Genomic DNA, 26077 nt, shown 5'->3' with positions numbered 1-26077 from the left:
TGATTAATACTGTTCAAATTTAGTTCGAATTTAATGTTGTTGTACTACCTCATATAGGTGGGTTTTAGAGCTTACTGCAGCTTAACCTAACCTTAAGCTTGGCTGCTCCCCAACTTTGTGGTTGTTTGCTTCCGTATTTTCTAAATGTATAGGTGTGGTAACCACAAGATCCATCATCCTTACGGTAAGTAAACGTTGCATCCATTTCTTGCCATGGCTCTACACCAATGGGTTTTACCCAACGCCATTTGGTTTGTAGATACGTTTTTTCAAATTTTTCGTCCCAATTCTTTGCACTCATAATGTTGAGTAATTGTGATTCTAAACCTGAATCGCGATATGCGGCACTAGGTAAGGGAGTATCTGCAATAAAGTTATCCATCATTTTGTTGGCAGTTTTTTTATAATAATTTGCACCTTCATTTTTGCTAAGATCTATATAAAACTCTCCTTTATAGGTCTGGCTTTTGGTCTTTGGTCCTTTGGCTTTTACTATGACATTCCATTTCTTGTTTCTTTCTGGTTGTAAAGCCATCCAATCTGCCGTAAAAATGGGTGTGATGTTTCTATTAACGATGTCCTTTTTAATGTTTGAATTTAGATTAGGAAGCAATACAAACTGTATCCAACTCTGCGACTTTGGAGTTTCGGGTGCTATTTTAACAGTATAGTCTGCATTAGTTGCTGTTAAACCGGTATCATAAGGTCCATTAAGTCTGTTAAAAGCGTCATCCTCTAAAACAATTTCAAGATTGCCACTTCCAGTGCTTTGGTTCCAACTCCCTACAGCATCTTCTATACTTGCTGGTAAATATATTGTTCCGATAATTTGATCACCAGAAACAAATTTTGGGTTTATTTCAACGCTACTTTCATTGCCTGGAGTGAATGTTTTTTTAGTAAGGATAACTTTTCCAACGTTGTCTTTATGGAAGTCGGACGTATAAACCGATACCATAGCTTGTTCTGCCTTAGCTAATTGTTTGTCACTAAAATTCACAACATTTTGAAGCCCTTGGTTAGATCCTGCGATATTAAGTAAGCCTTCTGCAACTTCCTTAATACGTTTTGCTGTAGCAGATTGATCTAAACCGGCATCGTTATTGGCATTATCTAATTTACTCATCAAAAATACGGGTATTTTTTCGCGATTAATAAAGTCTGGATAGTCAAATAGTATTTCCTCTAAGCGTTTAGCTCTTGAGTTTGTAGAACTTTTTAAGGATTGTAAAAGTTCTGTTCTATTAAATTTCGAAGCTATTTTTAAAAAGTCACCACCATTGTTCAAAAAATTGTAGCGATCTGGGTTGGCAATATGTTGACCACCAGGCATTTTTTGTCCATGGTATCGATTAAAAAAACTAATGAGCGTGTTAATATCTTGTGTATCAGAAACGCCAGAAGTATTCTCTCTCTTTAGACCTGCTATTCTTTTACAGAGTTCTGAAATATCTGCATTTGGTGATTTTTTAAATAAAGTCTTCATTGAGTTTTCAGCCATATCTAACTGATCCTTGACCATGTTCCAATTATTGCTTTGCGCATAGCGTTCTGCAGTTTCAACTTTCTTTTCAATACTTTTGTATTGAACGTAGTCCTTATGACCTTTAGAAATGATTTCGCTACCTGAGTTCTCACAACCAAAAATACTATTGACTGATTTTTCAATACTATTTTTAGAGGTTTTCAATGTGCTAGATAAATCAGCCGTCTGCAGTACTTTATCCTCGAGTTCGCTCTTTTTATTTCTAATACTGTCCTTTGCGGATTTAGTGACCTTATTTTTTAAACGCTTTAAAAGACCTTGCGCATCAAGGTTGTTGTGGTATCCCAAAGAGGCAATAAGGCACAGTAAGATAAAATAACGTTTTTTCATGGTGTAGTATTTAAAATAGATTTCAAATTTAGAGATGAGGCTTACTTGCTGTACTACCTAGTTTAGGTAGGTTTGTTTTAAACGTAACCACCTGTTCTGGGTAGTACAAGAAAATCTTCAAGCTTTTAATTTTGAGTATACTCTTAATCAACCTCTGCGAGCTATAATTAACAGAAATATCGTGCACTTAAATAAGCTATTTGATAATTAGAGGTTTTAGTTGCACATAAAGCATTTCTAAAATAAAAGGGAATAGTACAAAACATTGATAATTAATGATATAATAGCAATGATTTGGATATTGTGCTATGCCTTATCAACCTACCCATTTTGGGTAGGTTGAATTTCATTAAATTGTGTATCTTTTTTCTATGAAAGAAAAACTTATCAGTATTTTATGCATTTTAAATTGTTACTGCATAAGCTATGCACAAAGCAATAAAGACTTAAATAAGTTATTAGATAGCGCAGTTCTTTTAATAAGAAATGACAAACCAATTTTAGGAAAAAAAATATTAGACAAACTTAATTTTGAAGTCCATGATAAGCCAATAGATTCTTTTAAAATGGCACTAAAAGACAAAACTGCTTTCTATTACTTTCTTCAGGGTGATTATGAGAAATGTGTTGCAAAAGCTTATGAAGCTTCAGACATGGCAAAGAAACTAGGCTATAGAAAAACCTATTTTGATCTAAAAAATAATATTGGTGCCATTTTAAGTAAGTTAGACGAATTTGAAAAGGCGAAAAACATTTATAAAGAAATTCTTAAAGAGTCATACATAGAGGAAGATTCTCTAGGTTACGTCTCTACGCTAACAAATTTGGCATCATCTTACAGTGCTTTAAAAGAAATTGACAGTTCTAATTTAGTGTTAGATGATGCTTTATACTTAATAAAAAAGATAAATGACAAAGAATTAGAAGCATACATTTTAAAGTTTATTGCAAAAAACGATTTAGAGTCAAAAAAATATGAAAATGTTATTTCTACAGTCAATACCTTGGAAAATAAGTTCTGGGATAACTTAAGACTTAATCACAAAGATGATGCGATGTATTACAGATGTAAAGCCTATTTTAACATTGGTAACTTTGATTTAGCATTGGCTGATGTTAAAAAAGTTTTAGCATTGGCAGAAGTACAAAAACGAGATCCTGCAATTTTAGACGCATTAAGTTTGAAAGCAGAAATATTAGCAGCAAAAAATCAATTTAAAAAAGCATTTAATATTCAAAAACAAGTATTTGCATTGAGTGATAGTCTCGATCTGCAAAGCAGAAAAGAGAAGGTTTTAGAGTTGGAGCGCAAATACGAAACTGAAAAAAAAGAAAAGGAGAATGCTATACTCAAGGCAGAATCTTACAATAAAGACTTAACAATAACGCAGAAAAATAATTTACTACTCATCATTTTTGTTTTAGCAATAGTAGTTATTACGTTAATGGTTTTATGGCAACTCAAAAAGTTTAAATCTAAAAACAAGCAGCTAAAAGCGCTTATTGATAAAATGGAAAGACTTCAAAAAGAACTTGACATTGTAAGAGATAATATTGCTAAAGATTTTCATGATGATCTGGGGAATAAATTGGCCAGGATCACCACACTATCCGACTATGTGATAAAAAATAATAAGAAAAAAAATAAGTTAGAAATGTTAGATGCTTTTGAAATTATAAAACAAGATGCAGATGAACTGTATAGTGGTACTAGAGATTTTATGTTCTCTCTAAAATCAGATAATGGCTCGGCTGAAGATGTATATGCATATTTAGCGGATTTTGCTGAAGATTTTACATCAAATTTTGAAATTGATTTGCTCTTAAGTTGCGATATTGAAAAGAATATTAATGTACCTTACTATTGGAATAGACAAATAATATTAATTTTTAAAGAGGCCATTACCAACGCTGTAAAACATGCCAAGGCCACCAATTTGAATTTAAATTTTATTTGTAAAAGTGATAATATACATATTGTATTTAAAGATGATGGTATTGGTTTTAACCACTCTCAAATGACATCAAAAAATGGTCTTTTAAATATGACACAACGTGCAAAAAAAATTAATTGTAATTTAAAAATTAGTTCAAATAAAAACGGAACCGAAATATGTTTCAAAGGAAAAATTCCAAATTTTGAAGCTTTAAAAATTGCCTAAAATGAACAACGTACTTGTTATAGAAGATAATGAAACATTAAACGAGGTTTTCTGCCGAACAGTAAATGATCTTGATGATTTTAAAGTTAGCGGAAGTTATTTGAATGCAGAAAATGCAATAGCAAATCTGAAACGAGATTGGCCAAACTTAATTTTAATGGATATTGAGTTACCAGGAATCAATGGTATTGAAGCTACAAAAAAGATTAAACAGATACACCCGGAAGTACTAATAATAATGATAACCGTATTTGAAAATTCTAAATATGTATTTGATGCTCTGTGTGCTGGTGCCTGCGGTTACCTTACTAAAAACGCTACAGGTTCAAAAATTGAAAAAGCCCTTAAAGAAGCTATAAATGGTGGCGCTCCTATGAGTATTCAAATAGCTAAAATGGTAGTTGAGTCCTTTAGAAAGGCGCCAACTTCTGTGCTTACAACAAAAGAAACTGAAGTCTTATCTTTATTAGCAAAAGGTAATAGCTACAAGGGTGTTGCACTAAAGATGAATATTAGCCCAAACACTATAAAATATCATGTTAAAAACATATACGATAAGTTAGAAGTTCATGATAAGGAAAGCGCTATAGAAGAAGCCAACAACAGAAGAATAATTTAAATTAACATAGGATTTTAAAATTTTTACTAACTAGAAAATGATTACTTTTAATGATAGCTAACCAAGACTTATGAGTACCAAACTAGATACTTGCCAAAATTGTGAACAGCAATACGAAAACGGATTTAAGTTTTGTCCGCATTGTGGGCAAAAAACTAATGATGAGCTCACTCTTGGTGTGTTATTTTACAACACAATTAGTAATTATTTTTCTTTTGATGCTCGGTTTCTAAAGAGCTTTATTCCTTTAATGTTAAAGCCTGGCTTTTTGGCTAAAGCGTTTATTAATGGTAAACGATTATTGTATTTGCACCCAGCACAGATGTATCTCTTTATATCTGTAATTTTCTTTTTTATTTTTTCTTTTACAGCCCGAAAACAAAGCGATGTTATAAATAAAGAATTAAAAAAGACATTAAATAGCGACGTAGCAGAGGTCAAGGAATCTATTAAAGACTACAAAAAAGATTCAATAAAAGACATTAAAGACAAACAACTTATAGAAATTAATAAAGCATTACGTGAAGAAACAAATGATGAAGTAGAGAATACAACGTCTACCGAAAAAAGTTCAAAAGGTATTAATACATCATTTGATTTTAATCAGATTGAGATAGATTCTTTAATTAATGCAAACGTCTCTGATGATGACATATACAGGCATATGGGATTAAATGATGATGATGGTTGGTTAACCCAGAAGTTTTATGAGAAGAGTCTAAAGTTTTACAAGTCTAGGGAAGGTGGTAGTATTTTAAAAGCCTTTTACGATACCATTCCTATAGCGATGTTTTTTCTTTTACCACTCTTTGCATTGCTAATTAAATTACTATACTATAACAAAGGCCAATATGCGCATCATTTGGTTTTTAGTTTTTATTTCTTTTCGTTTTTATTTACCGTTTTTAGCTTCATTTTTGGTATTAATTATATTTGGGATATTCCCGATGGAATTGATTGGCTCATTGCGCTGTCTACGTTTGTTTATCTCATGATTGCTTTAAAGCGATTTTATGGTCAAGGGTGGTTTTTAACTTGGTTTAAGTGTTGTGTTGTCTCATTTACTTTTCTCGCTTTTGTTACCCCTCTCGCTGCTACATTCTTATTTTTATTTGCTTTTTTGATTTATTGAAAGGGACTAGATTTTTTCACGTAAATACTTACCTGTAACCGAATTTTTATTTGCAACAATTTCTTCTGGAGTACCAAAGGCTACCAAATTACCACCTTGTTTTCCACCTTCTGGACCTAAATCTATGATATGGTCTGCACATTTTATCAAGTCTATATTATGCTCAATTACTATTATAGAATGGCCTTTAGCAATCAGTGCTCTAAAAGATTTTAGTAACTTCTGGATATCATGAAAGTGCAATCCTGTGGTAGGCTCATCAAAAATGAATAATGCGTTATCACTTTTGCTGCCTTTTCCTAAAAAGGTTGCTAATTTTATACGCTGTGCCTCACCACCAGAAAGGGTAGAAGAGGACTGACCTAAGGTAACATAGCCTAAACCAACATCTTGCAATGGTTGTAGCTTTCCTTGTACTTTAGTTTCATTGTGCGCCTGAAAAAACGCAATAGCATCATCAATAGTCATATTTAAGATATCATCTATTGATTTTCCTTCAAACTGAACTTCTAACACTTCTTTCTTAAAACGTTTACCACCACAAGTATCACACGTAAGGTGCACATCTGCCATAAACTGCATTTCAATGGTCACTTCACCTTCACCTTTACAGGTTTCACAACGTCCACCATCAACATTAAAACTAAAATGCTTGGCTTTGTAATTTCTTATTTTGCTTAGCTTTTGTGACGCGTATAGTGCCCTAATATCGTCATAAGCCTTAACGTAAGTTACAGGATTAGATCGCGACGAGCGACCAATAGGGTTTTGGTCAACAAATTCTACATGCTTTATGTTGCTAAAATTTCCTTTCATTTCACTAAACTGACCAGCTTTATCACTAAAGCCTGTGAGTTTCTTTTGTATTGAAGGAAACAGAATTTTCTTTGCCAACGTACTTTTACCACTACCCGAAACACCTGTAATAACTGTGAGCATTTCTAAAGGAAAGGTTACATCAATGTTTTTTAAGTTATTCTCTCTGGCACCGATAATATCTATATGATACTTAGATGTTTTACGCTTTTCAGGAACTTTTATTGCCAACTGTCCATTGAGATATTGCGCTGTTAATGAGTCCGAATTTAAGATGTCTTTAAACGTTCCTGTAGCTACTACTTCTCCACCAAACGTTCCTGCTTCAGGGCCAATGTCAATGATTTCGTCAGCAGCTTTCATAATGTCCTCATCGTGTTCTACCACAATTACGGTATTACCAAGATTGCGCAAGGCTTTTAAAACATTGATTAAGCGTTCGGTATCTTTTGGGTGTAAGCCAATACTAGGCTCATCGAGTATGTACATTGATCCTACAAGGCTACTTCCTAAAGAAGTTGCCAGGTTAATGCGCTGACTTTCTCCACCAGATAAGGTGTTAGATCTTCGGTTTAGGGTTAAGTAACTTAAGCCAACATTGTTTAAAAACTCTAAACGTGTGTTAATTTCAGTTAGTAGACGTTTTGCAATTTTTTCTTGGTATTCGTTTAACTTTAAATTCTTAAAGAATATGGTTAATTCATTTAGTGGTAAGTCTACTAGATCGGTAATGGTTGCTCCATTAATTTTTACAAAGTTTGCTTCCTCGCGTAAGCGCTTACCTTTACAAACGTTACATTTTGTTTTTCCTCTGTAACGCGATAGCATTACACGATTCTGAATTTTATAAGCTTTTGATTCTAGCTCTGCAAAGAAGCTGTCTAAACCTTCAAAGTATTTGTTGCCTTTCCAGATTAAATCTTTTTGGGCGTCACTGAGTTCAAAATAAGGTTTGTGTATTGGAAAATCGAATTTATGCGAGTTATTCACCAACTGATCTCTGTACCAACTCATGCTTTCTCCTCGCCAAGGAAAAATAGCATTTTCATAAATTGAAAGCGCTGTATTGGGTATCACCAAATCTTCATCTAAGCCTATAACATCACCATAACCTTCGCATTTTGGGCATGCTCCATAAGGATTATTAAAACTAAATAGATGCACATTGGGTTCTAAAAATGTCACGCCATCTAATTCAAACTTATTGTTAAAAACAGTATGCTTGTTATCTGATAAGGACTCTATTATGCAAGTGCCTACACCTTCAAAAAACGCAGTATCTATGGCATCCGCTAATCTATTCAAAAAATCTTCATCATCCTTGTAAACAATTCTGTCTACTACAAGATAAAGGTCTTTTGTAGATGATATGTTTTGTTTTAACGCGTCATCAATTCTAAGCACATCGTCTTTGTGCTTTATTCTTGCATAACCTTGCTGTAGTAAAGTTTGAAGTTTGTTTTCAACAGTTCTGCCTTCTTCTAAAATAATGGGAGAGAGCAGAAGTAGCTTAGCACGTTCTTCATACGTTTTTATAAACTCTATAACATCTGTGACAGTATGTTTTTTAACTTCATTACCAGAAATAGGTGAGTAGGTTTTACCAATCCTAGCAAACAACAACTTTAAATAATCGTAGATTTCTGTAGTTGTACCAACTGTTGAACGTGGATTGGTAGAATTTACCTTTTGCTCAATGGCAATGGCAGGAGCTATACCTTTAATATAATCTACTTTTGGTTTGTTTAATCGACCTAAAAACTGGCGTGCATAACTCGATAAACTTTCTACGTAACGACGCTGGCCTTCAGCATACAAAGTGTCGAAAGCTAAGCTGGATTTACCAGATCCTGATAGTCCAGTAATTACGACCAATTTATTTCTGGGAATGACAACATCAATACTTTTAAGGTTGTGTAGTTTTGCACCTTTTATAATGATATTTTCTTTTGGGTTAACATCTAAAACAGTAGTGTTCATAGGATTATTGAGCATATAATTTTGCAAAGATACGTTATCTATTTAAGCTGATAAAATGCGTTATTGCTAGATAAAATGTTAAAATTTGGTGGGAAATTTTGTTTTTTCGGAATGATTGTTGTTATATTTACCGCATAAACATCAAAATAATCTGCGTATAGCATAATATTACTTTAAAAAATTTAACCCCTTGTACAGAAGCTAAGCTTCTGACCAAAAAGAGTAATATTATGAAAAGAGAACTTATCCAAGACGCAGAGTTGGTTAGCAACTACATTAGAGGAGACGAAAGTGCACTTTCGGTATTGATAGAAAGGCACAAGCAGAAAATCTACAGTTTTATTTATTCTAAAGTTTACGATAGAGATATTACTGAAGACATTTTTCAGGATACCTTTATCAAAGTCATAAGAACTTTAAAACGCGGAAAATACAATGAAGAAGGAAAATTTTTACCGTGGGTAATGCGAATTGCTCACAATCTTGTAATAGATCATTTTAGAAAAAATAATCGTATGCCTAAGTTTGACAATGCAGGTGAGTTTAGTATTTTTTCTGTACTGAGCGACTCTAGTCTTAACGCAGAAAAAAGTATGATTAAAGACCAAGTAGAAAATGATGTAAGACGTGTAATAGAAGAGTTACCAGAAGACCAAAAGCAAGTGTTATTAATGCGTATGTATCAAGACATGAGCTTTAAGGAAATATCGGAGCGTACAGGCGTAAGTATTAATACTGCATTGGGAAGAATGCGCTATGCACTTATAAATATGCGCAAAGTTATTGAGCAAAATAATATTGTTTTAACAAATTAATACAATAAAGTGTTTTAAGTTGCGTTTTAGCCATATAATAATCCTAATTTTGGTAATATGGCAAACCTTTACTTTAACGCTTCCCCAAAAAAAAACAGTAACCTAGAACCAAAAGACGAAACAATAAGTTTTCTTTTGAATTACTCAAAGGCTTTAAGTGTTATACATTATAATAGATTGAAGTTTGAAGCACTTCAGAATTAAGTTGGAAGAAATCCTGATTAAAAAATCAGGATTTTTTTGTAAATAATAACTCTTCGTAGTTGTGAGTTTTTAGATACTCTTGTTGCATATTTTTTAAGTGTTGCAGCACTTCTGTTTTGTTAGGATGTTTGTCTAATAGACAGTTTTTTAATTCTTCGTCATAAACTGTGATAACTATGTACCAATGTCCTTTTCTGCTAGAATAATTGTTTTCAAAAGCTGTGATTCCTAGTTTTTCATCTAAAACTAAATCTGTAACTACCAAGCCAATATTAGCGGTTTGGTCTGTTCGTTCAACTTCATGATAAGTAAAGAAGTATGTTTTATCATTAATTGTAATAGGTGAGTTTAGCCCAACGTTATTATGGTCTAGACTATATTTTGTATTTATATAATTATAAAACTCATAAGCGTCTTTAGGATCTTTAAAAATGAACGAAGTTTCTCTAGCGAGTTTTCTTTGAAACTTTTTGGCTTTCATAACCTTATAATCCTTATTCTTAAACTTAGGCGCAATTTTATAAGGTATACAGGATGACAATAGTAATGATATGAAGATTATTAGCGCCTTTTTCATTGACTGATAGTTTCTAGAAACGGCATCAACAATTATACCAACTTAAAACTATTTCTTTTTTTTGTAGTAATCGTTCAAAACCGATTTTCTACCAATGGTTTTTGTGATGATATCCTTTTCTAAATCCCAACCGCGAGCAGGAGAATATTCTCTACCATACCAAATAATTTGAAGATGGAGGTCGTTCCATAATTCTTTAGGAAATAATCGTTTTGCATCCTTTTCGGTTTGTACCACGTTTTTGCCATTGGTTAAATTCCAACGGTACATTAACCGATGAATATGCGTATCTACCGGAAACGCAGGTATACCAAAAGCTTGCGACAACACAACAGCTGCGGTTTTATGGCCAACTGCAGGCAACGCCTCAAGCGCTTCATAGGTTTTTGGGACTTGGCCATTATGTTTATTAATAAGAATTTTAGACAAACCATAAATACCTTTACTTTTCATGGGAGATAAACCAACAGGTTTTATAATCTCTCGTATTTCTTCTACACTCAACTTTATCATATCGTATGGATTGTCTGCTCGTTCAAACAAAAGTGGTGTAATTTGATTAACACGTACATCTGTACTTTGTGCAGACATTAACACTGCTATTAATAAAGTGTAAGGATCTTTATGATCTAATGGAATGGGTATTTCTGGGTAGAGTTCATTTAACGTATTTATAACAAAATCAACCTTTTCTTGCTTAGTCATTCATTGTATTTTTACATAAAACAAATTTAAGCAATTATGACGCATTTAAAAACAGGTGACAAGGCACCAAATTTTTCGGCAAAAGACCAAGATGGAAATACAATCTCACTAGAAGATTACAAAGGTAAAAAATTAGTTGTTTTTTTCTACCCAAAAGCAAGTACTCCAGGCTGTACTGCTGAAGCTTGTAATCTTAACGATAATTATGAGCGTTTTAAATCTCAAGGTTATGAAATCTTGGGTGTAAGTGCAGATAGTGCCAAACGCCAATCTAATTTTAAGAATAAGTACGGTTTTCAGTATCCTTTATTAGCGGATGAAGACAAAGCTGTTATTGAGGCTTTTGGCGTTTGGGGACCAAAAAAGTTTATGGGCAAAGAGTACGATGGCATTCACAGAACCACGTTTGTAATTGATGAAAAAGGTATTTTAGAAGACGTAATAACGAAGGTAAAGACTAAAGAGCATACAGCTCAAATTTTAAATGATTAGCTCTAAATTATAAATAAAAAAAGCGACCTTTCGTCTACTATGCATAGTAACCGAAAGGTCGCTTTTTTATAAAGTTTTATTTGTGCATCACTTCTTGAGATTCGCAGCCAAATAAACTTTTTTCTTTAATTAATTTTGCTACACCTTCTGGTAACATTTCTTCCCAGTCGTTATCACCATTTGCTATCTTTTTAAGTACTGTCCTAGAAAATACAGTTAGGTTAGATGAGTCGTAATCTGTAATATCTACTACTTTTCCGTTATATTTAAAGAACTTGTAGAGCTCTTTCATACGAGGATGAACTTTAAGGTTTTCACTTGTAGTAAGGCTGCCATCATCGTTTTGCATTGGGTATAGGTATACTCTTAAGTCCTTGTAGAATAGTTTTCCAAAAGCTTCGAGTATTCCACCGCTTAAGTGACGATAATATTTTTCATCAAATATATCTACTAGGTTACTTACACCCATTGTAAGTCCCATTCTGTTTTTGGTGTATTGCGAGAAATATTCTACTAGCTTATAATATTCTTGGAAATTAGATATTAAAACCGTTTGTCCTAGAGAACAAAGTAATCGCGCTCTGTCCATAAAGTCTTGCTCGTCAATTTCCCCTTCGGCTCTTAGGTTAGAGAGTGTGATTTCAAATATAACCTGGGTATTCTCTTTTTCTACTTTATTTTCTTTTATAAACATTTCGTATGATTTCTCATACATATCCATATTAACCTTAGTAACTGGTCTAAAGCTACCTCTTAGCGCTAAGATATTTTTTTTGTAAAGTACACGTGCTGGTAATACGTTGTTTCCGTCTGGTGCAAACATTACGGCATCCGTCATTCCGTTTTTTACCAGTTGTAAACTCATTAAGCGGTTATCTACATCCTTAAAAACTGGTCCTGAAAAATTGATAGTATCAATTTCTAACTGATCTTTATCTAGATGATCATACAAATAGCGCAATAGTTTTTTGGGTTGATTGTATTTGTAAAATGCACCATAAATTAAGTTAGTTCCTAATTTACCTAGTGTTTCTTGCTGTAATCTAGCATCATTTTCTTTAAAACGAATGTGCAGCACAATCTCATTGTATTCTCCTTCGGGTTCTACCTGAAATTTAATACCAACCCAACCATGTCCCTTGTATTTTTTTGCAAAATCTATGGTAGCAACTGTATTGGCGTAGGAGAAAAAAATCTTGTTTGGATTATCGTCTCTGGGTATGCGCTGTTCCATAAGATTAACTTCATGAATTAGCATTTTGCGAAGCCTAGCTTCCGTAACGTAGCGCTTATCATCTTCAATGCCATAGATCGCATCACTAAAATGCTTGTCATAAGCAGACATAGCTTTGGCTATTGTACCAGAGGCACCACCTGCTCTAAAGAATTGACGCACAGTTTCTTGGCCTGCGCCAATTTCTGCAAAAGTACCGTAAATGTCTTTGTTAAGGTTTATACGTAAGGCTTTGTCTTTTAAAGAAGGAATGTTTTCTATTTCAAAGTCACCTTTATACGTTATTTCTTCCATGGATAGTGGGATTACATCGTTATCGCAAAGGTATTAATTTAGTATTGCAAACAAAAAAATAACCTTATTTTTGTTTCAAAGTTAACACCATTTTGAAAGTTACATTTTTAGGGACCGGAACTTCGCAAGGCATACCAATTATAGGTAGTACACATCCTGTTTGCCTTAGTAAAGACCCTAAAGATAAGCGCTTGCGTGTTTCGGTTTTAATAGAGTGGGATGATTATGTATATGTTATAGATTGCGGTCCTGATTTTAGGCAACAAATGCTCAATGCAAATGTTACTAAAATAGATGGAATTATTTTTACACACGAGCATGCGGACCATACTATGGGTTTAGATGATATTAGACCTTTTTTCTTTAAACAAGGTGATATAGACTTGTATGCGCACAAGCGCGTTTTTAAGGCTCTTAAAAAACGCTTTGATTATATTTTTACAACGAAAGCAAAGTATCCAGGTGTACCGAGTGTAAAAGAACATATTATAAAAAATAAAGCTTTTAAATTAGGTAATTTAAAAGTGGTGCCAATAGATGGCCTGCATTTTAAACTGCAAGTGTTTGGCTTTCGATTTAAGAATTTTGCCTATCTCACAGATATGAAAACTGTTGCAGAAAAGGAAATTAAGAAGTTACAAAACCTAGATACTTTGGTGGTAAATGCGCTAAGAGAAGAGCCACACATGTCTCATTTTAATCTTGAGGAAGCACTAGGTTTTATAAATAAGGTTAACCCAAAACGTGCTTACTTAACGCATATAAGCCATCATATGGGTTTTCATAATGAGGTGCAACAAAAGTTACCAGAAAACGTTTTTTTGGCATACGACAATTTACAAATCTCAATATAAAAAATAGATATGAAGAGTAGAATTTTTATGTATTTGTTCATTTTTTCAGCCTTAGCATTCATATTTCAATATGTGAACTCTAAAAATATTCTAGACAAGTACGAAAAAGACATAAAGCAGTTTAAAACGACCATAAAAACTCAAGAAAAAACAATAACTGAATTAGAAGATAAGAATTTTGAGTTGAGTTACTTTAGCATTGACGGAAACGATAATGCGTTAGATTATTTTATTGCACAAGGCTATGATGTTGATGAATTGATTGTTGCTATTAAAGAAGGGCTTTATGATACCAATCATTACGAAGGCGAAGACCACCCTATAGTACCCTTTGTTTCTATGACAAATTCTAAATTATTGATAAACAAAATAAGAATTGTAAATCATAAATGGATTTTAGCAAATTTTACGGATGGTGCGTATTGGGGAGAGATTTTTGTAAAATACGAAATTGACGAAAATTACGATCTTAAATTTAAATTGGTAGAGTATTTTATGTATCCTAAAATAGGTTAGATATAAGTAGTTAACCAATTTTTAAAATCATAAAAGTTCTGAGGAGCTACACCATGTCCAACAGGATACTCTTTATAAATATGGTTTATATTTAACTCCTTTAAATATTCTGGTGTTTTTCTAGCCCAATCTACAGGTATTACTTGATCGGCATAACCATGGGATGAAAATATGTTTAAGTGAGATACTTTGTTTTTATCAATATTTGAAGGTAAAAGATCTTTATTAAGATAGCCACTAAGCGCCACCACATTTTTTAACTTCTCTGGATAATTTAAAGCCACCGATAGGCTTAGGATAGTGCCTTGACTAAACCCCAAAAGGGTGACATTAGTCTTGTCTACAGCATAAGTGTCACAGGCATAGTCAATAAAATGTGCTATTAGGTCAACGGATTGTCTCGCTTGTACGTTATCGCTCCATTTTCCTTTTTCGGCATCAAAATTTATAGCATACCATGCATTTCCATAAGGCTGCATGGCATAAGGTGCTCTTAATGAAATAATAAAGAGTTCTTCTGGTAATTCTGAAGCAAATGAGAATAAATCGTTTTCATCACTACCATAACCATGACACATAATGAGTAAAGGTACATTTTCTTTTAAAGTGCTCGGTCTTTTTATGTAATGTAAGGTTGTAGTCACTAATAATGTTTATTTTAGGTTTTTAAACCAATCCTGAAAGTATTGCCCTAAGACAGGTAGTAACTTATACTCTCCTTTAAGAGCATATAGTAAACAATATAACCATGAAATAAAGGTAACAAACCAAAGGGCTGTACCAAACCACGAATTAACATACTTTTCACATATATTAGAAAAGGCTACCATTATAATTAAGCCTATCATTTGTCGGGCATGAAAAAAGATGTAAGGGTTCCTTTTTTCTAAATTCAAAGAAATGGCTACAAGCAAACCTATAGGTGTTAAATGTGCTATGGTTGCTAAGGTCTTACCTTCTCTTATATCTTCTTTATCCATTATTTAAGAGCAATTTTATTGTTTGCAATTATTCCGTAGACGCGACCTTTTAATTCATTGTTTAAGAAAGCACTGTTTTTGGATTTTGAAATAATATTTTCTTTCTTAAATAGATATTTACCGTCTGGGTTAAATAAACTTAAATTTGCTATTTGACCAGTATTTACGATGGTTTCGGTAATACCAAATCTAGCTTTACCTTGGGTTAGTAAACTTATCGTTTTCTTTGTGGTAAAAATGGTTTGTAAAGCCCCAAAAGCCGACTCTAAACCTATAGTGCCATATTTGGCATAGTCAAACTCTACATTTTTATCTTCGATATCAATTGGGTTATGGTCTGTGGTAACCATATCTATTGTACCATCTTTTAACCCTTCAATTAAAGCATTACAATCATTTTGTGTTCTTAATGGTGGCAGTACTTTATACCTTGTATCAAATCCTTCTAGGCTATCATCCGTTAATACTAAATTGTGTATCGCTACACTACAAGTAACGTTAAGGTTTTTAGCTTTCCCTTCTCTAATAAGTTCTACAGATTTAGCGGTAGATATTGTTGGTATATGTAGTTTTCCACCAGTGTATTCTAAAAGAAATAGATCTCTAGCTATCTGCAATTCTTCAGCCAAACCAGGATTTCCTTTTAAACCTAAACGCGTGCTGTTAATATGTTCATTAACCACTCCTAAACCAGAAATTTTAGACTCCTGCGGAAAGGATAACACCAAACCATCAAAAGCACTGCTATATTGTAATGCAATTTTTAATAGGTTGGGATTAGAAATAGGTTTTTGATAATCGTAGAATGCAACTGCGCCGGCATTTTTCATATCAAATAGTTCCGCTAAATCGCTACTTTTACTCGATTTTGTAAGAGCACCAATAGGATAGAGGCTTGTGGCTTTGTTTTTAGCCTTAGCCTTTACTAAAGTGATATCAGCAAAACAATCAATTATCGGGTTAGAATTTGCATTAAGTGCTACAGCTGTAAAACCAGATAAAGCAGCAGTTTTTAGACCGTTTTCTATGGTTTCACGTTCCTCGTATCCTGGTTCTCCAAAAGATACGCTACTGTCAAACCATCCTTGTGAGACATGAAGGTTGTCTAATTTAATCTCGTCGTAATTATGAGGATTAGAAATGCGTTTGGAAATCTTAGAAATGCGACCTTTTTCAATTAAAATATCTACCGTTTGGTTGTGAAAATCACTTTTAGAATCAACGATTGTAGCAGATTTTATGAGTGCGTTCATTTAAGGTATTTTAGTAGAAGTATTTCTATTATTAAAAATACTAGCGCAAAAATAACAAACCATTTCCATAGTGCATTAATACTTGTGCTACTTTTTATAGTGTTTATTGTTGAGGCCAAACTTTCATCTACCGAAATTTTCGTAATGTTTTTTAAATCGAGATAGTGTAAGTTACTTTCGTCTCTATTAAAGTTAAAACTTAAGTTTTGAAGAACCTCAGATTTGCTTTTTACCTCATATATACCTGCGTTTTCAGGATATTCTTGGGTTTCTAATTCAACCATTTTGCTGTAAGTTTTTTGTAACGGAATTATCGAATTCTCTGTAGTACCAAGCGATAAAATATCGTCTTGTCCTAAAACTGCATTAATTGCAATTGTATTTTGTTGTCCTATGGTATAATAGAGTTGCGACAATTTTAAACTTTGTTTACCTAAATTATAAAGTACAGGAACTATTAAAGGTGAATTTTTAAAGTTTGAATTCTCATCATTTAGGGCACCCGAAAATGAATAAATACCATTATTTCCAACTAAAAAAGCGTTGCCATCTTCATAGGACAATACACTATTAGCATTGGAAGAAAAACTATATGAAGATTCAACTTTTGGATATTGAAAATTACTAACTTTAGAGTAAAATGCATTGGTTAAAAGTGGATGATTATAGTTAATCGTAGTTATACGTTTTTGTTGACTACTTAGAGTATTGTATTGAGATATATTAATAGTTTTAAATAATTGATTATAAGTGTTTAATATTATTTCTTTTGAAGGGATTGTTAATGTGTGTCCACCGTCATTTCTAAAAGAAATAAGAGCTGTTCTTAGAGCATCAGATATGCTCTTTAATTCATTTAAAACAATTAGATTTTGATCTTGAATTAAATTGAAATTAAGACTACTTTCTTTAAAAGAATTATACTCAAATTCATCATCGGTATAGATGCGTTTTAAAAAATTATCATCAGTATTTTCATTTATGGCAAGGACCTTAATTTTTGGTTTAGCATTGATGTTGAAATAAAAGCTATTATCGTATTGCAAACCTGCATCTTCAATAACTAATTTTCCATTAATTACTGCATTGTTAGAAACCGAAAACGTAGCTTCGGAACTTTCGCTTATGTCTATAGCATTTTTAGCTAATAAAACGTCATCATTAAATAGAGAGACTGTAAGGTTTTCGATAGCTTCACCTTGATTAGATAGTTTTACTTTTAAGTCTAAAGTTTCAGCATTAGAATTTGCAACGTAAACACTATCTATACTCACATTAGAAACTAATGTAGATTTTGGTTGAACTAACTTTAGGTTGATAGTACTGTCGGTTTCAAACGTAACAGGATTGTCTTTTTGCTGAAAATCTGAAATAAGAATAAGGTTTTTGGAAGAGGATTTATCTTTTGAAAACAATGCTTTTCCTTTAATAAAAAGCGCATCATAATTTAGTTGCGTAGGTGAGTGCTCTAATTGAATTAAATCATTTTTTAACGCCTTTAAACTTGTGTTTCTAAAGGTTTGCGTATTAGTAAACAGACTTATCTTTTCATCTTCAGGAAAGTTGTTTATCATATCCTGAATGGCTTCATTTAGCAGACTTCCGTTTTTTCCAGTCGCTTGCATACTGTATGAGTTGTCTAGATACACAACGATTTCTTGTGTTTCATTAAAACCTTCAGTATTTGGTATAAATGGTTGGGCAAATGCAATAATGGCACAAGCCAATAACAACATTCGGGTAAGTAATGTTAGCCACTTTTTTAACTGTGAGCTTTTACGAGTTTGAAGTTTTACAGCTTTTAAGAACTTAACATTAGTAAATTCAACTTTCTGAAAACGACGTAATTGAAATAAGTGAATAAGTATAGGAATTATCAGTAAAAAAAGTGCGTAAAGTAATTCGGGATGTTTAAACTGCATTCCTGTTGTGGCATTATTAGTTTGTCAAATATAGAAAATGAAAAAGGATAAGTGTAATGCGCTTTTGAGAAATTTAACAAAAGAAAAAATAATCAGTCATAGACTGCATGTTTAGCGTTTTGTAATATTGTTTTATGTCTTTTTGTGCGTCTTCATTAGCAACCGTAATAATACTTTGCGGATGATTGAGTTGTTCTAAATATTTAAAATTCAGTAGTTTTTGTCCATAAATATTTTTACCTATTTTCTTTTTGTTATTGCAAATCCAGTAAAACGAAATATCATTTTCAATTAAGAGCTTAGCTATAGTTTTTCCTTTTTTTCCCGCGCCCCAAACAACCAAAGGCCTTTTTGGTTTATAATCTAACTCCAAGAAGTAGTGTAATTTTATGTCTAAAAAGTAATTTTCAGCATAATGCTCTTGCGTTCTGGACGTTCGTGTACTGTAATCGCGCCAATAGAGTAGTAACTTATCGCAAGGAATGCATTTGTATTTTGCTCGATAAAACCGAAACGTTAAATCATAATCTTCAGGATAACGATTAGGCTCAAAACCTTCACAGGCTACAAAATCATCACGATGTAGCATCCAGCAGGGTGAAGGAATTACACATTCTTTGTAAATTTCTGAATAGTTATTGCCTTTTTCGGTAAGCTCATTAAGCCAGCGTTCGTAACGTGCGTAACCATTGCTAATACCGTCAGTTCTAAAATACTTTACTTGCCCAACAGCAAGATGATGTTTACCGTGTTTTAAAAGACTATTCAGCATTACTTCAAGTCTGTTTTTGGTCATTATATCATCACTGTCCATTCTGGTGATATAAGTGCCTTTACAGTTGCTAAAAGCAGTTTGCAACGCAGAAATTATACCTTCGTGTTTGTTGGTATATAGTTGAATTCGGTCATCATTTTCTAAAAATTTTTCAACAATAGTGTAAGACGTATCATCAGAATGATCATTTACAAAAATAGCTTCCCAATTGCTGTAAGTTTGGTTAATTATAGACGTAATACATTCAGAAATAAAGGCTTCGGTGTTTTTAAAGGGAATTAAAATGCTGACTAATGGCTGCGACATGCCACGAATTTAACAAAACCTTTAGACTTAAAGTGGTAACAGATTGTAGTTTTGTGCGTCAAATAATCTATCTCGGCGTAAGCGCGGGAAGAATAAAGAAACAAACTTTAAATTTTGAGGCAAGCCTCATGACATTTTAACCTCGATTATCGAGTAAAAAAAATTAATAACTCATGAAGAATTATTTAGCCATCTTGGGCTTAAGCGTAATGTTAGTAGGTTGTGGTTCAGCCAAGCCAAAAGCAGATGATTTAGCAGTTAATAATCCTATCGAAACTGCACTAGATTTAACAGCAGTAGTAGAAGATAAAGTACCAGTAACTATAAATCCTGGCCGTTTTACTACAGAAACAGTAACTTATAGATTGCCTCGAGTAGTACAAGGAACATATTCTGTTAGTGATTTTGGAAAGTACATAGAAGGTATGAAAGCTTTAGACTATAATGGGAATGAGCTCGAAGTAACTAAAGTAGATACTAATACTTGGACCATAACAAATGCTACCAATTTAGATAAACTAACCTATTACGTTAATGATACTTTTGATATTGAATCTACAGGTGGCATAGGTGGTGAAAACCCATTCTCACCAGCAGGAACAAATATTGAAGAAGACAACTATGTATTAAATCTTCATGGATTTATTGGTTATTTCGATTCTTTAAAAAACAATCAATATGCTTTAGATGTAACGGCGCCAGCGACCTTTGTAAGAACCTCAGCTTTAGAAGACAGAGGCATGAAGTCTAGCGCAGACGGAACGTCTATAACAAGCAGTTATTTTGCACAACGTTATTTTGAAATTACAGACAACCCAATGATGTATGGTAAGTTGGATGTTGAAGAATTTATGGTTGGTGATATTAAAATTGTACTAAGTGTATTTTCACCAAACAAAGTGCATACTGCGGCAAGCCAAAAGGAAACGGTTTATAAAATGATGCAGGCACAAAAGAACTATCTAGGCGATATTAACAGTACAGCACGTTATGATATTTACTTATACTTATCTGATGGCTCTGACACTGCACCAAAAGGGATGGGAGCTTTAGAGCACCATACATCTACAGTGGTTGTTTTGCCCGAGTCTTCAAGCAAAGAAGGCTTAGCGTCTTCTATTATAGACGTTGTAGCACACGAGTTTTTTCATATTGTAACTCCATTATCTGTGCATTCAGAAGATGTGCATTATTTCGATTATAACAAACCAACATTCTCTAAACATTTATGGATGTACGAAGGTGTAACTGAGTATTTTGCACAACACTTTCAGGTGTATGAAGGTTTGGTAGAGCCAGCTGATTTTTATAATACCATCATGTCTAAAATTAATACATCAAAAAACTTAGACGATGCTATGAGCTTTACTGTAATGAGTGAAAATGTTTTAGAAGAACCATATGCTTCAAACTATTACAATGTGTACATGAAAGGTGCATTAATTGGTATGTGTATCGACATTTTAATGCGAAAAGAAAGTGATGGCAATAGAAGCATGTTGTCTTTAATGAAAGAATTATCTGCAAAATACGGTAAGGATAAACCATTTGAAGACGATAACCTAATAGCTGAAATCACAGAAATGACCTATCCTAGTGTCGGCGAGTTCTTAAGAACACATGTTGAGGGTGATGTACCAATTAACTATAATGATTTTTTTAATATGGTTGGTTTAACAATGGGCGAGAGCGAAGTACCAACAAACTATATTTTTGCGGGCGGACAAAATATTATTTTTGATGGCGACAGAGAAAAAGGAACTATTTTCTTCTCACCAATGGTGGCTAAAAATTCATTCTGGTCGTCAGAAGGTGTTCTGCCAGGTGATGTAATTAAAAAGGTAAACGGAACAGAATTAACGCTTGCCAACGCACAGCAAGTGATTGGTGGCATGTTTGGTTGGCAAGAAGGCATGGAGTATAGCCTAGATTTAGAGCGCAATGGCGAAGCTATAGTCTTAAAAGGGACTTTAGGTAAAGCCACAGCAATTAGTGAATCTTTAATTGAAGATGAAAATGCTACTGAAGCACAAAAAGCGCTAAGACAAGCTTGGTTAAAAGGGTAATAAATTCCTGCGAAAGCAGGAATCTCAAAATACCAAAAAAGGCTTCCAATTTGGAAGCCTTTTTTTTATGGTCTTGTCATTCTAAACTTGCCTGAGCTGAACTTGGTTCAGTAATTCAGAATCTAGAATGTGTTTTTAAGATGCTGAACCAAGTTCAGCATGACAGTACGTTGTTTGGTATTGCTTAAAAGTGATTTGTCATTCTGAACTCGTTTCAGAATCTAATTCTTTTAGCCTTATAATTAAGAAATTCCTGCCTTCGCAGGAATTTAAAACCCCTCAAAAACACCCAAGCCAAACAATGCAAAATCATACTTTACGGGATCGTTAGGGTCTAACTTACGCAGGTTTGCATCCAATTCTGCTAAGGCTTTAGCATCATTCTGTTTGCGTTTTAGCAAGCCTAACTTCCTGGCAACATTACCAGAGTGTACATCCAACGGACAACTAAGTTGAGCAGGAGAGAGGCTATCCCAAATACCAAAGTCTACACCAGCATTATCGTTACGTACCATCCAGCGTAAGTACATATTAATACGTTTGGCAGCAGACTTTTTAAGAGGATCACTCACATGCTTTTTGGTACGCTCTAAATGCGGAATCTCAAAAAACAGTTTTTTAAACTCGTGGATACTTTGCTGTAAAGCATAAGGCTCAGCATGTTTTGCAAAAACAGCTTCTAAACCATCATGCACTTTATAGATATGTTGCAGACTTTTTATAAACTGTATAAAATCCTCTCTATTAAACGTTCTGTGCACAAACGACTGTAACGCCTCTAAATCTGAGTCTTGGTGCTGTGTTACAAACTCATAAGGTGCATGGTCTAACAGCACCATCATTTTATTAGCATTGTTAATAATACTTTTACGATTTCCCCAAGCAATGGTAGCAGTTAAAAACCCAGCAATCTCAATATTCTCTTTTTTAGAAAATTGATGCGGCACTTGTATTGGGTCACTCTCAATAAATTTTGGGTTATTGTAAAGCTGGACTTTTTCGTCTAAAAAGGTTTTAAGTTCTGATGTTTTGAGTTTCAAAAAGCTAAGATTTAGACTGCAAAAATAAGGCTTTGTAAAAAATACTTAGGAACTTCTATTATTAAGGTAAGTTAATTTGCTGAATTTATTATGTTCAATAAACATAAGTAGTGGATAAATTTATTAGGTTTAAAAAAATTATTAAATTTCGTCGATAAAATCTAAAATATTGAACATCAAAGAACTTAAGCTGGTAGCAATAAGAAAAGAACAAATAGGAGGGAGCACTCGGCCTTTGATTATCGATGCGGAAGACGAGGACTCAAATATATCATCTTATGTTCTGAAATTATACAACAAAAAATCTATCACTCAAAATTTTGCGGTGGCCAAAGAAATTTTGATATTAGAGTTAGCTAAAGAATTTGACTTACCTGTTCCTGATTATGGTATAATAAATTTTGATCATAAATATTTGACATCCTATTTTGATGAAAAGTATATTGAAAACTTGGATTCAGGTTATAAATTTTGCAGTAAAATAGTTGATGGAGTTGTTATCTTCAATCCTTTAGTTAAGAACACTTACTTGCAGGATTATGATATTGAAAATGTATTTGCATTTGACAATTTAATCCTTAATATAGATAGAGGAGGTTATCATAATAAGCCTAATTTACTTGTAAATGATGAAGATTTTGTTCTAATCGATCACGAATTAACGTTACCCTTTTATTCACATCCACAAAGTTCAAATATCAATTATTGGAATACCTTTATGACTTATAATTGCAATAATCACATTTTTCTGAAGTTCTTAAAGAAAATGAAAAAAACGGAATTGATTTTTGATGAGTTTCAAATCCACCTGGATAATTTAAATTTGACTATTTTTGACGACATATTTGACAATTTTGATAAATTTAACATTAACAATAGTGGAAAAAATGCTTGTTTGGATTATTTTAAATGGGCAAAGTTAAACAATGTTAAAATAGTTAGACTGTTAAACAACAGGATATCATAATGGAAAATAAATATACATACAGCCTTTTGAGATATAAGCATTCTGCATTGTTAGGAGAAAGTTTAAATGTTGGTTTATTGATATATTTTGATAATGATGATAGATTTCATTTTATATTCAACAACAGGCTTTCTCGTTTAAAAAATATTTACCAACATTTTCCTGAGAAAACAGTTAAAAATTATTTAAGAGAAATAAAGTCTAAAGTATCTATAGTTAACAGTAAATTTGATAACTTTTACAAGTTAGAGATTGATAGGTCTTTTGATTCTTTTATTAGTAATTATTTTTTACCATATGATGGTAGTGCTTTACAATTTAGTAATAGTACATTTAACTTCCAGTATTCAAAAGAGAACAAAGCTATTTTAAAATATCTTAGTGATATTTATTTATTTGAACAGTCTCAGGTCAAAAAAGATAAGGAGTATGAATTAGCAAAAACTTTTTATCGGAAAGTAAAAAATTATGTTAATGAAGTTGGTAAAAGTAATAGTCCTAATTTCTACAAAGACTATAAGGTTAAAAACAAAACAGGTATAGAGTTTAATTTTAAGTATGCATGGCAGAATGGAAGTTTGAACTTAGTTAAGCCCTTAAATTTTGATTTATCTGAGCCAAGATATGTGGCTAATAAAGCACATCTAACTTATGGTCTTTTAGTAGATTTAGAAGATGTAGCTATTTCAAAGAACCTAAGCTATGATTTGCTATTAGGTGTCCCAACAAAAAAAGATTTATTTAGAGAATATGACCATTCTAAAAAGCTTCTGAGTCAACTTAATAGGATCAATTTAGTTGAGGAGAATTCAATTGACACTTACACTCAAAGACTTATTAAATCAATTTCAAAAGGTTAGAATCATTCTTAGCTTATGTGATTAACAATAATAATTTGATTATTTGTTAACCTGTATTAAGAATGTTTTAGGATTTACGGATGACTTTATGTTTTTTTATTGTGTTACTACCCTCACGAAAATGAAAGTGTGTCAAAACCCACATCTAAATTTCCCAAAAACTTTAATCAAAACTATTCCACTATTTAATTACATTTGCAATCTCTTAAAAAGAGAGAAGAAGAGTTTAATTAAAAAAGATTCCTGCAGCTTGTGCTGAGCGGAGTCGAAGTACAGGAAGTTAATATGAAAGCTGGAATAGTAGGATTACCAAACGTAGGAAAATCAACCTTATTTAACTGCTTATCTAACGCTAAAGCGCAAAGTGCAAACTTTCCGTTTTGTACCATAGAGCCTAATATTGGTGTGGTTAACGTGCCAGACCCGAGATTAGCAAAACTAGAAGCTTTGGTTAATCCAGAGCGTGTAATGCCTGCAACGGTAGAGATTGTAGATATCGCAGGTTTGGTAAAAGGTGCAAGTAAAGGAGAAGGTTTAGGAAATCAGTTCTTAGCCAACATAAGAGAAACCGATGCTATTTTGCACGTGTTACGTTGTTTTGATAACGATAATATTGTTCATGTAGATGGTTCTGTAGATCCCATTAGAGACAAGGAAACCATTGATATGGAGCTTCAGCTTAAAGATTTGGAAACAACTGAAAAGAAATTAGATAAAGTAAAGCGTGCTGCTAAAACCGGTAATAAAGAAGCGCAAGCAGAAGAAGCAGTGCTTTTAAAGATAAAGAACGGTTTAGAGTCTGGTGTGTCTGTGAGAGCATTAGAGTTTTCAGATGAAGATTATGCAGATTACGTAAAGCCACTACAGTTTATTACAGACAAGCCAGTAATGTATGTGTGTAATGTAGATGAAGGATCTGCAAACACTGGTAATGCTTATGTAGAGCAGGTGAGAGAAGCAGTTAAAGATGAGCACGCAGAAGTATTGGTATTAGCAGTTGGAACAGAAGCCGATATTAACGAGTTAGAAGATTACGAAGAGCGCCAAATGTTCTTAGACGATATAGGCTTAGATGAGCCAGGTTCGGCAAAATTAATTAGAGCGGCTTACAAGCTTTTAAATCAGCAAACCTACTTTACAGCAGGTGTAAAAGAAGTAAGAGCATGGACAGTTGGTGTTGGTGCTACTGCGCCACAGGCTGCTGGAGTTATTCATACCGATTTTGAAAAAGGCTTTATTAGAGCAGAAGTTATCGCTTACGATGATTACGTGAACTACGGAAGTGAAGCTAAAGTAAAAGAAGCTGGTAAAATGCGTGTAGAAGGGAAGAACTACATTGTTAAAGATGGAGATGTAATGTATTTCTTGTTTAACGTGTAAATAGAGTTGATTTGTTGATGCGTTCAACTGTTGATTTGGTTTTTCAATCTAAATTTTTCTGAGGATAATTTTTTTTCAATTTTATGAAATTGTCAGTTCGAGTGGTTTTTAGTGGATGCTAAGCGAAGTCGGAGTAGCGCCATAAATTGTAACGAGAACCTTTTCTGATAAAATCCGTCACTTCGAGTGAATTTTACGATTGAAAATGAGAAAAATTAGTATCGAGAAGCAGAATTTTATTAAAATATTTAC

Annotated in this window: 22 protein-coding genes; 11 read left to right on the top strand and 11 right to left on the bottom strand. The window is 33.1% G+C overall.

Going from position 1 to position 26077, the window contains the following annotated elements; genetic code table 11:
• Positions 1 to 64: 64 nt before the first annotated feature.
• A complete protein-coding gene (locus BWZ20_RS02235) occupies positions 65 to 1876 on the bottom strand; it encodes a hypothetical protein (protein ID WP_076615646.1) in 1812 nt (603 codons plus the stop codon).
• A 371-nt stretch (positions 1877 to 2247) separates the two neighbouring features.
• On the opposite strand from BWZ20_RS02235, the gene BWZ20_RS02230 reads away from it, so the two are divergent.
• The 3 genes from BWZ20_RS02230 to BWZ20_RS02220 all read left to right on the top strand — a co-directional run bounded on the left by BWZ20_RS02230 (position 2248) and on the right by BWZ20_RS02220 (position 5789).
• Positions 2248 to 4038 carry a tetratricopeptide repeat-containing sensor histidine kinase gene (locus BWZ20_RS02230; protein WP_076615644.1) on the top strand — a complete coding sequence of 597 codons (1791 nt, stop codon included), beginning with the start codon at positions 2248 to 2250 and terminating at the stop codon, positions 4036 to 4038.
• Position 4039: 1 nt separating this feature from the next.
• Positions 4040 to 4657 carry a response regulator gene (locus BWZ20_RS02225; protein WP_076615641.1) on the top strand — a complete coding sequence of 206 codons (618 nt, stop codon included), beginning with the start codon at positions 4040 to 4042 and terminating at the stop codon, positions 4655 to 4657.
• A 70-nt stretch (positions 4658 to 4727) separates the two neighbouring features.
• Positions 4728 to 5789 carry a DUF3667 domain-containing protein gene (locus tag BWZ20_RS02220; protein ID WP_076615640.1) on the top strand — a complete coding sequence of 354 codons (1062 nt, stop codon included), beginning with the start codon at positions 4728 to 4730 and terminating at the stop codon, positions 5787 to 5789.
• 6 nt (positions 5790 to 5795) lie between these two features.
• On the opposite strand, the gene uvrA is transcribed toward BWZ20_RS02220, so the two are convergent.
• Positions 5796 to 8585: an excinuclease ABC subunit UvrA gene (gene uvrA / locus BWZ20_RS02215; protein WP_076615637.1), complete on the bottom strand. Its 2790-nt coding sequence runs from the start codon at positions 8583 to 8585 to the stop codon at positions 5796 to 5798.
• 230 nt (positions 8586 to 8815) lie between these two features.
• On the opposite strand from uvrA, the gene BWZ20_RS02210 reads away from it, so the two are divergent.
• Positions 8816 to 9400: an RNA polymerase sigma factor gene (locus BWZ20_RS02210; RefSeq protein ID WP_076615636.1), complete on the top strand. Its 585-nt coding sequence runs from the start codon at positions 8816 to 8818 to the stop codon at positions 9398 to 9400.
• A 229-nt stretch (positions 9401 to 9629) separates the two neighbouring features.
• Here BWZ20_RS02210 and BWZ20_RS02205 read toward each other — a convergent pair whose 3' ends face one another.
• Positions 9630 to 10181 (bottom strand): hypothetical protein, encoded by a 552-nt coding sequence (locus BWZ20_RS02205; RefSeq protein WP_157358298.1) that lies wholly within the window; start codon positions 10179 to 10181, stop codon positions 9630 to 9632.
• A 48-nt stretch (positions 10182 to 10229) separates the two neighbouring features.
• A complete protein-coding gene (locus tag BWZ20_RS02200) occupies positions 10230 to 10886 on the bottom strand; it encodes an endonuclease III domain-containing protein (protein WP_076615631.1) in 657 nt (218 codons plus the stop codon).
• A gap of 36 nt (positions 10887 to 10922) precedes the next feature.
• Here BWZ20_RS02200 and bcp point away from each other — a divergent pair, with 36 nt between their 5' ends.
• Positions 10923 to 11378, top strand: coding sequence for a thioredoxin-dependent thiol peroxidase (bcp, locus tag BWZ20_RS02195; protein WP_076615628.1), 456 nt, complete (start codon positions 10923 to 10925; stop codon positions 11376 to 11378).
• Positions 11379 to 11454: 76 nt separating this feature from the next.
• Here bcp and BWZ20_RS02190 read toward each other — a convergent pair whose 3' ends face one another.
• Positions 11455 to 12906: a nicotinate-nucleotide adenylyltransferase gene (locus BWZ20_RS02190; protein WP_076615626.1), complete on the bottom strand. Its 1452-nt coding sequence runs from the start codon at positions 12904 to 12906 to the stop codon at positions 11455 to 11457.
• 92 nt (positions 12907 to 12998) lie between these two features.
• Between BWZ20_RS02190 and BWZ20_RS02185 the strand changes: the two genes are divergently transcribed.
• Together BWZ20_RS02185 and BWZ20_RS02180 are read left to right on the top strand one after the other, a co-directional pair.
• Positions 12999 to 13760 (top strand): MBL fold metallo-hydrolase, encoded by a 762-nt coding sequence (locus tag BWZ20_RS02185; RefSeq protein ID WP_076615624.1) that lies wholly within the window; start codon positions 12999 to 13001, stop codon positions 13758 to 13760.
• Positions 13761 to 13769: 9 nt separating this feature from the next.
• A complete protein-coding gene (locus BWZ20_RS02180; RefSeq protein WP_232217130.1) occupies positions 13770 to 14276 on the top strand; it encodes a hydrolase in 507 nt (168 codons plus the stop codon).
• On the opposite strand, the gene BWZ20_RS02175 is transcribed toward BWZ20_RS02180, so the two are convergent.
• From BWZ20_RS02175 to BWZ20_RS02155, 5 genes are all read right to left on the bottom strand, one after another.
• Complete coding sequence (locus BWZ20_RS02175) at positions 14273 to 14920, bottom strand: alpha/beta hydrolase (protein WP_076615621.1); 648 nt, start codon at positions 14918 to 14920, stop codon at positions 14273 to 14275. The two genes, BWZ20_RS02180 and BWZ20_RS02175, sit on opposite strands and share 4 nt — an antisense overlap.
• Positions 14921 to 14929: 9 nt before the next feature.
• Entirely contained in the window at positions 14930 to 15256 is a 327-nt protein-coding gene (locus tag BWZ20_RS02170; RefSeq protein WP_076615620.1) for a hypothetical protein, read from the bottom strand.
• Entirely contained in the window at positions 15256 to 16509 is a 1254-nt protein-coding gene (locus BWZ20_RS02165; protein ID WP_076615617.1) for a dihydroorotase, read from the bottom strand. The genes BWZ20_RS02170 and BWZ20_RS02165 overlap by 1 nt, the downstream gene beginning before the upstream one ends.
• Positions 16506 to 18431 (bottom strand): BatA domain-containing protein, encoded by a 1926-nt coding sequence (locus BWZ20_RS02160; RefSeq protein ID WP_076615614.1) that lies wholly within the window; start codon positions 18429 to 18431, stop codon positions 16506 to 16508. The genes BWZ20_RS02165 and BWZ20_RS02160 overlap by 4 nt, the downstream gene beginning before the upstream one ends.
• A gap of 73 nt (positions 18432 to 18504) precedes the next feature.
• Positions 18505 to 19512 (bottom strand): glycosyltransferase family 2 protein, encoded by a 1008-nt coding sequence (locus tag BWZ20_RS02155; protein ID WP_076615612.1) that lies wholly within the window; start codon positions 19510 to 19512, stop codon positions 18505 to 18507.
• Between the two features lie 173 nt (positions 19513 to 19685).
• Here BWZ20_RS02155 and BWZ20_RS02150 point away from each other — a divergent pair, with 173 nt between their 5' ends.
• Positions 19686 to 21578 carry a peptidase M61 gene (locus tag BWZ20_RS02150; RefSeq protein ID WP_076615609.1) on the top strand — a complete coding sequence of 631 codons (1893 nt, stop codon included), beginning with the start codon at positions 19686 to 19688 and terminating at the stop codon, positions 21576 to 21578.
• 269 nt (positions 21579 to 21847) lie between these two features.
• Here the strand turns inward: BWZ20_RS02150 and BWZ20_RS02145 are convergent, their stop codons facing one another.
• Positions 21848 to 22618 (bottom strand): TIGR02757 family protein, encoded by a 771-nt coding sequence (locus BWZ20_RS02145; protein ID WP_076615607.1) that lies wholly within the window; start codon positions 22616 to 22618, stop codon positions 21848 to 21850.
• Between the two features lie 169 nt (positions 22619 to 22787).
• On the opposite strand from BWZ20_RS02145, the gene BWZ20_RS02140 reads away from it, so the two are divergent.
• The 3 genes from BWZ20_RS02140 (at position 22788) to ychF (ending at position 25825) form a co-directional block, all read left to right on the top strand.
• Positions 22788 to 23585, top strand: a complete 798-nt coding sequence (locus BWZ20_RS02140; RefSeq protein ID WP_076615605.1) for a HipA family kinase — start codon at positions 22788 to 22790, stop codon at positions 23583 to 23585.
• Positions 23585 to 24445 carry a hypothetical protein gene (locus tag BWZ20_RS02135; protein ID WP_076615602.1) on the top strand — a complete coding sequence of 287 codons (861 nt, stop codon included), beginning with the start codon at positions 23585 to 23587 and terminating at the stop codon, positions 24443 to 24445. Before BWZ20_RS02140 ends, BWZ20_RS02135 begins: the two co-directional genes overlap by 1 nt.
• A 285-nt stretch (positions 24446 to 24730) precedes the next feature.
• The gene (ychF, locus tag BWZ20_RS02130; protein ID WP_076615601.1) at positions 24731 to 25825 is read left to right on the top strand and encodes a redox-regulated ATPase YchF; all 1095 of its coding nucleotides are present in this window, start codon (positions 24731 to 24733) and stop codon (positions 25823 to 25825) included.
• Positions 25826 to 26077: the final 252 nt, after the last annotated feature.

The sequence above is a fragment of the Winogradskyella sp. J14-2 genome, from assembly GCF_001971725.1.
Lineage (GTDB): Bacteria > Bacteroidota > Bacteroidia > Flavobacteriales > Flavobacteriaceae > Winogradskyella.
This window is presented reverse-complemented; position numbering and strand designations above follow the sequence as displayed.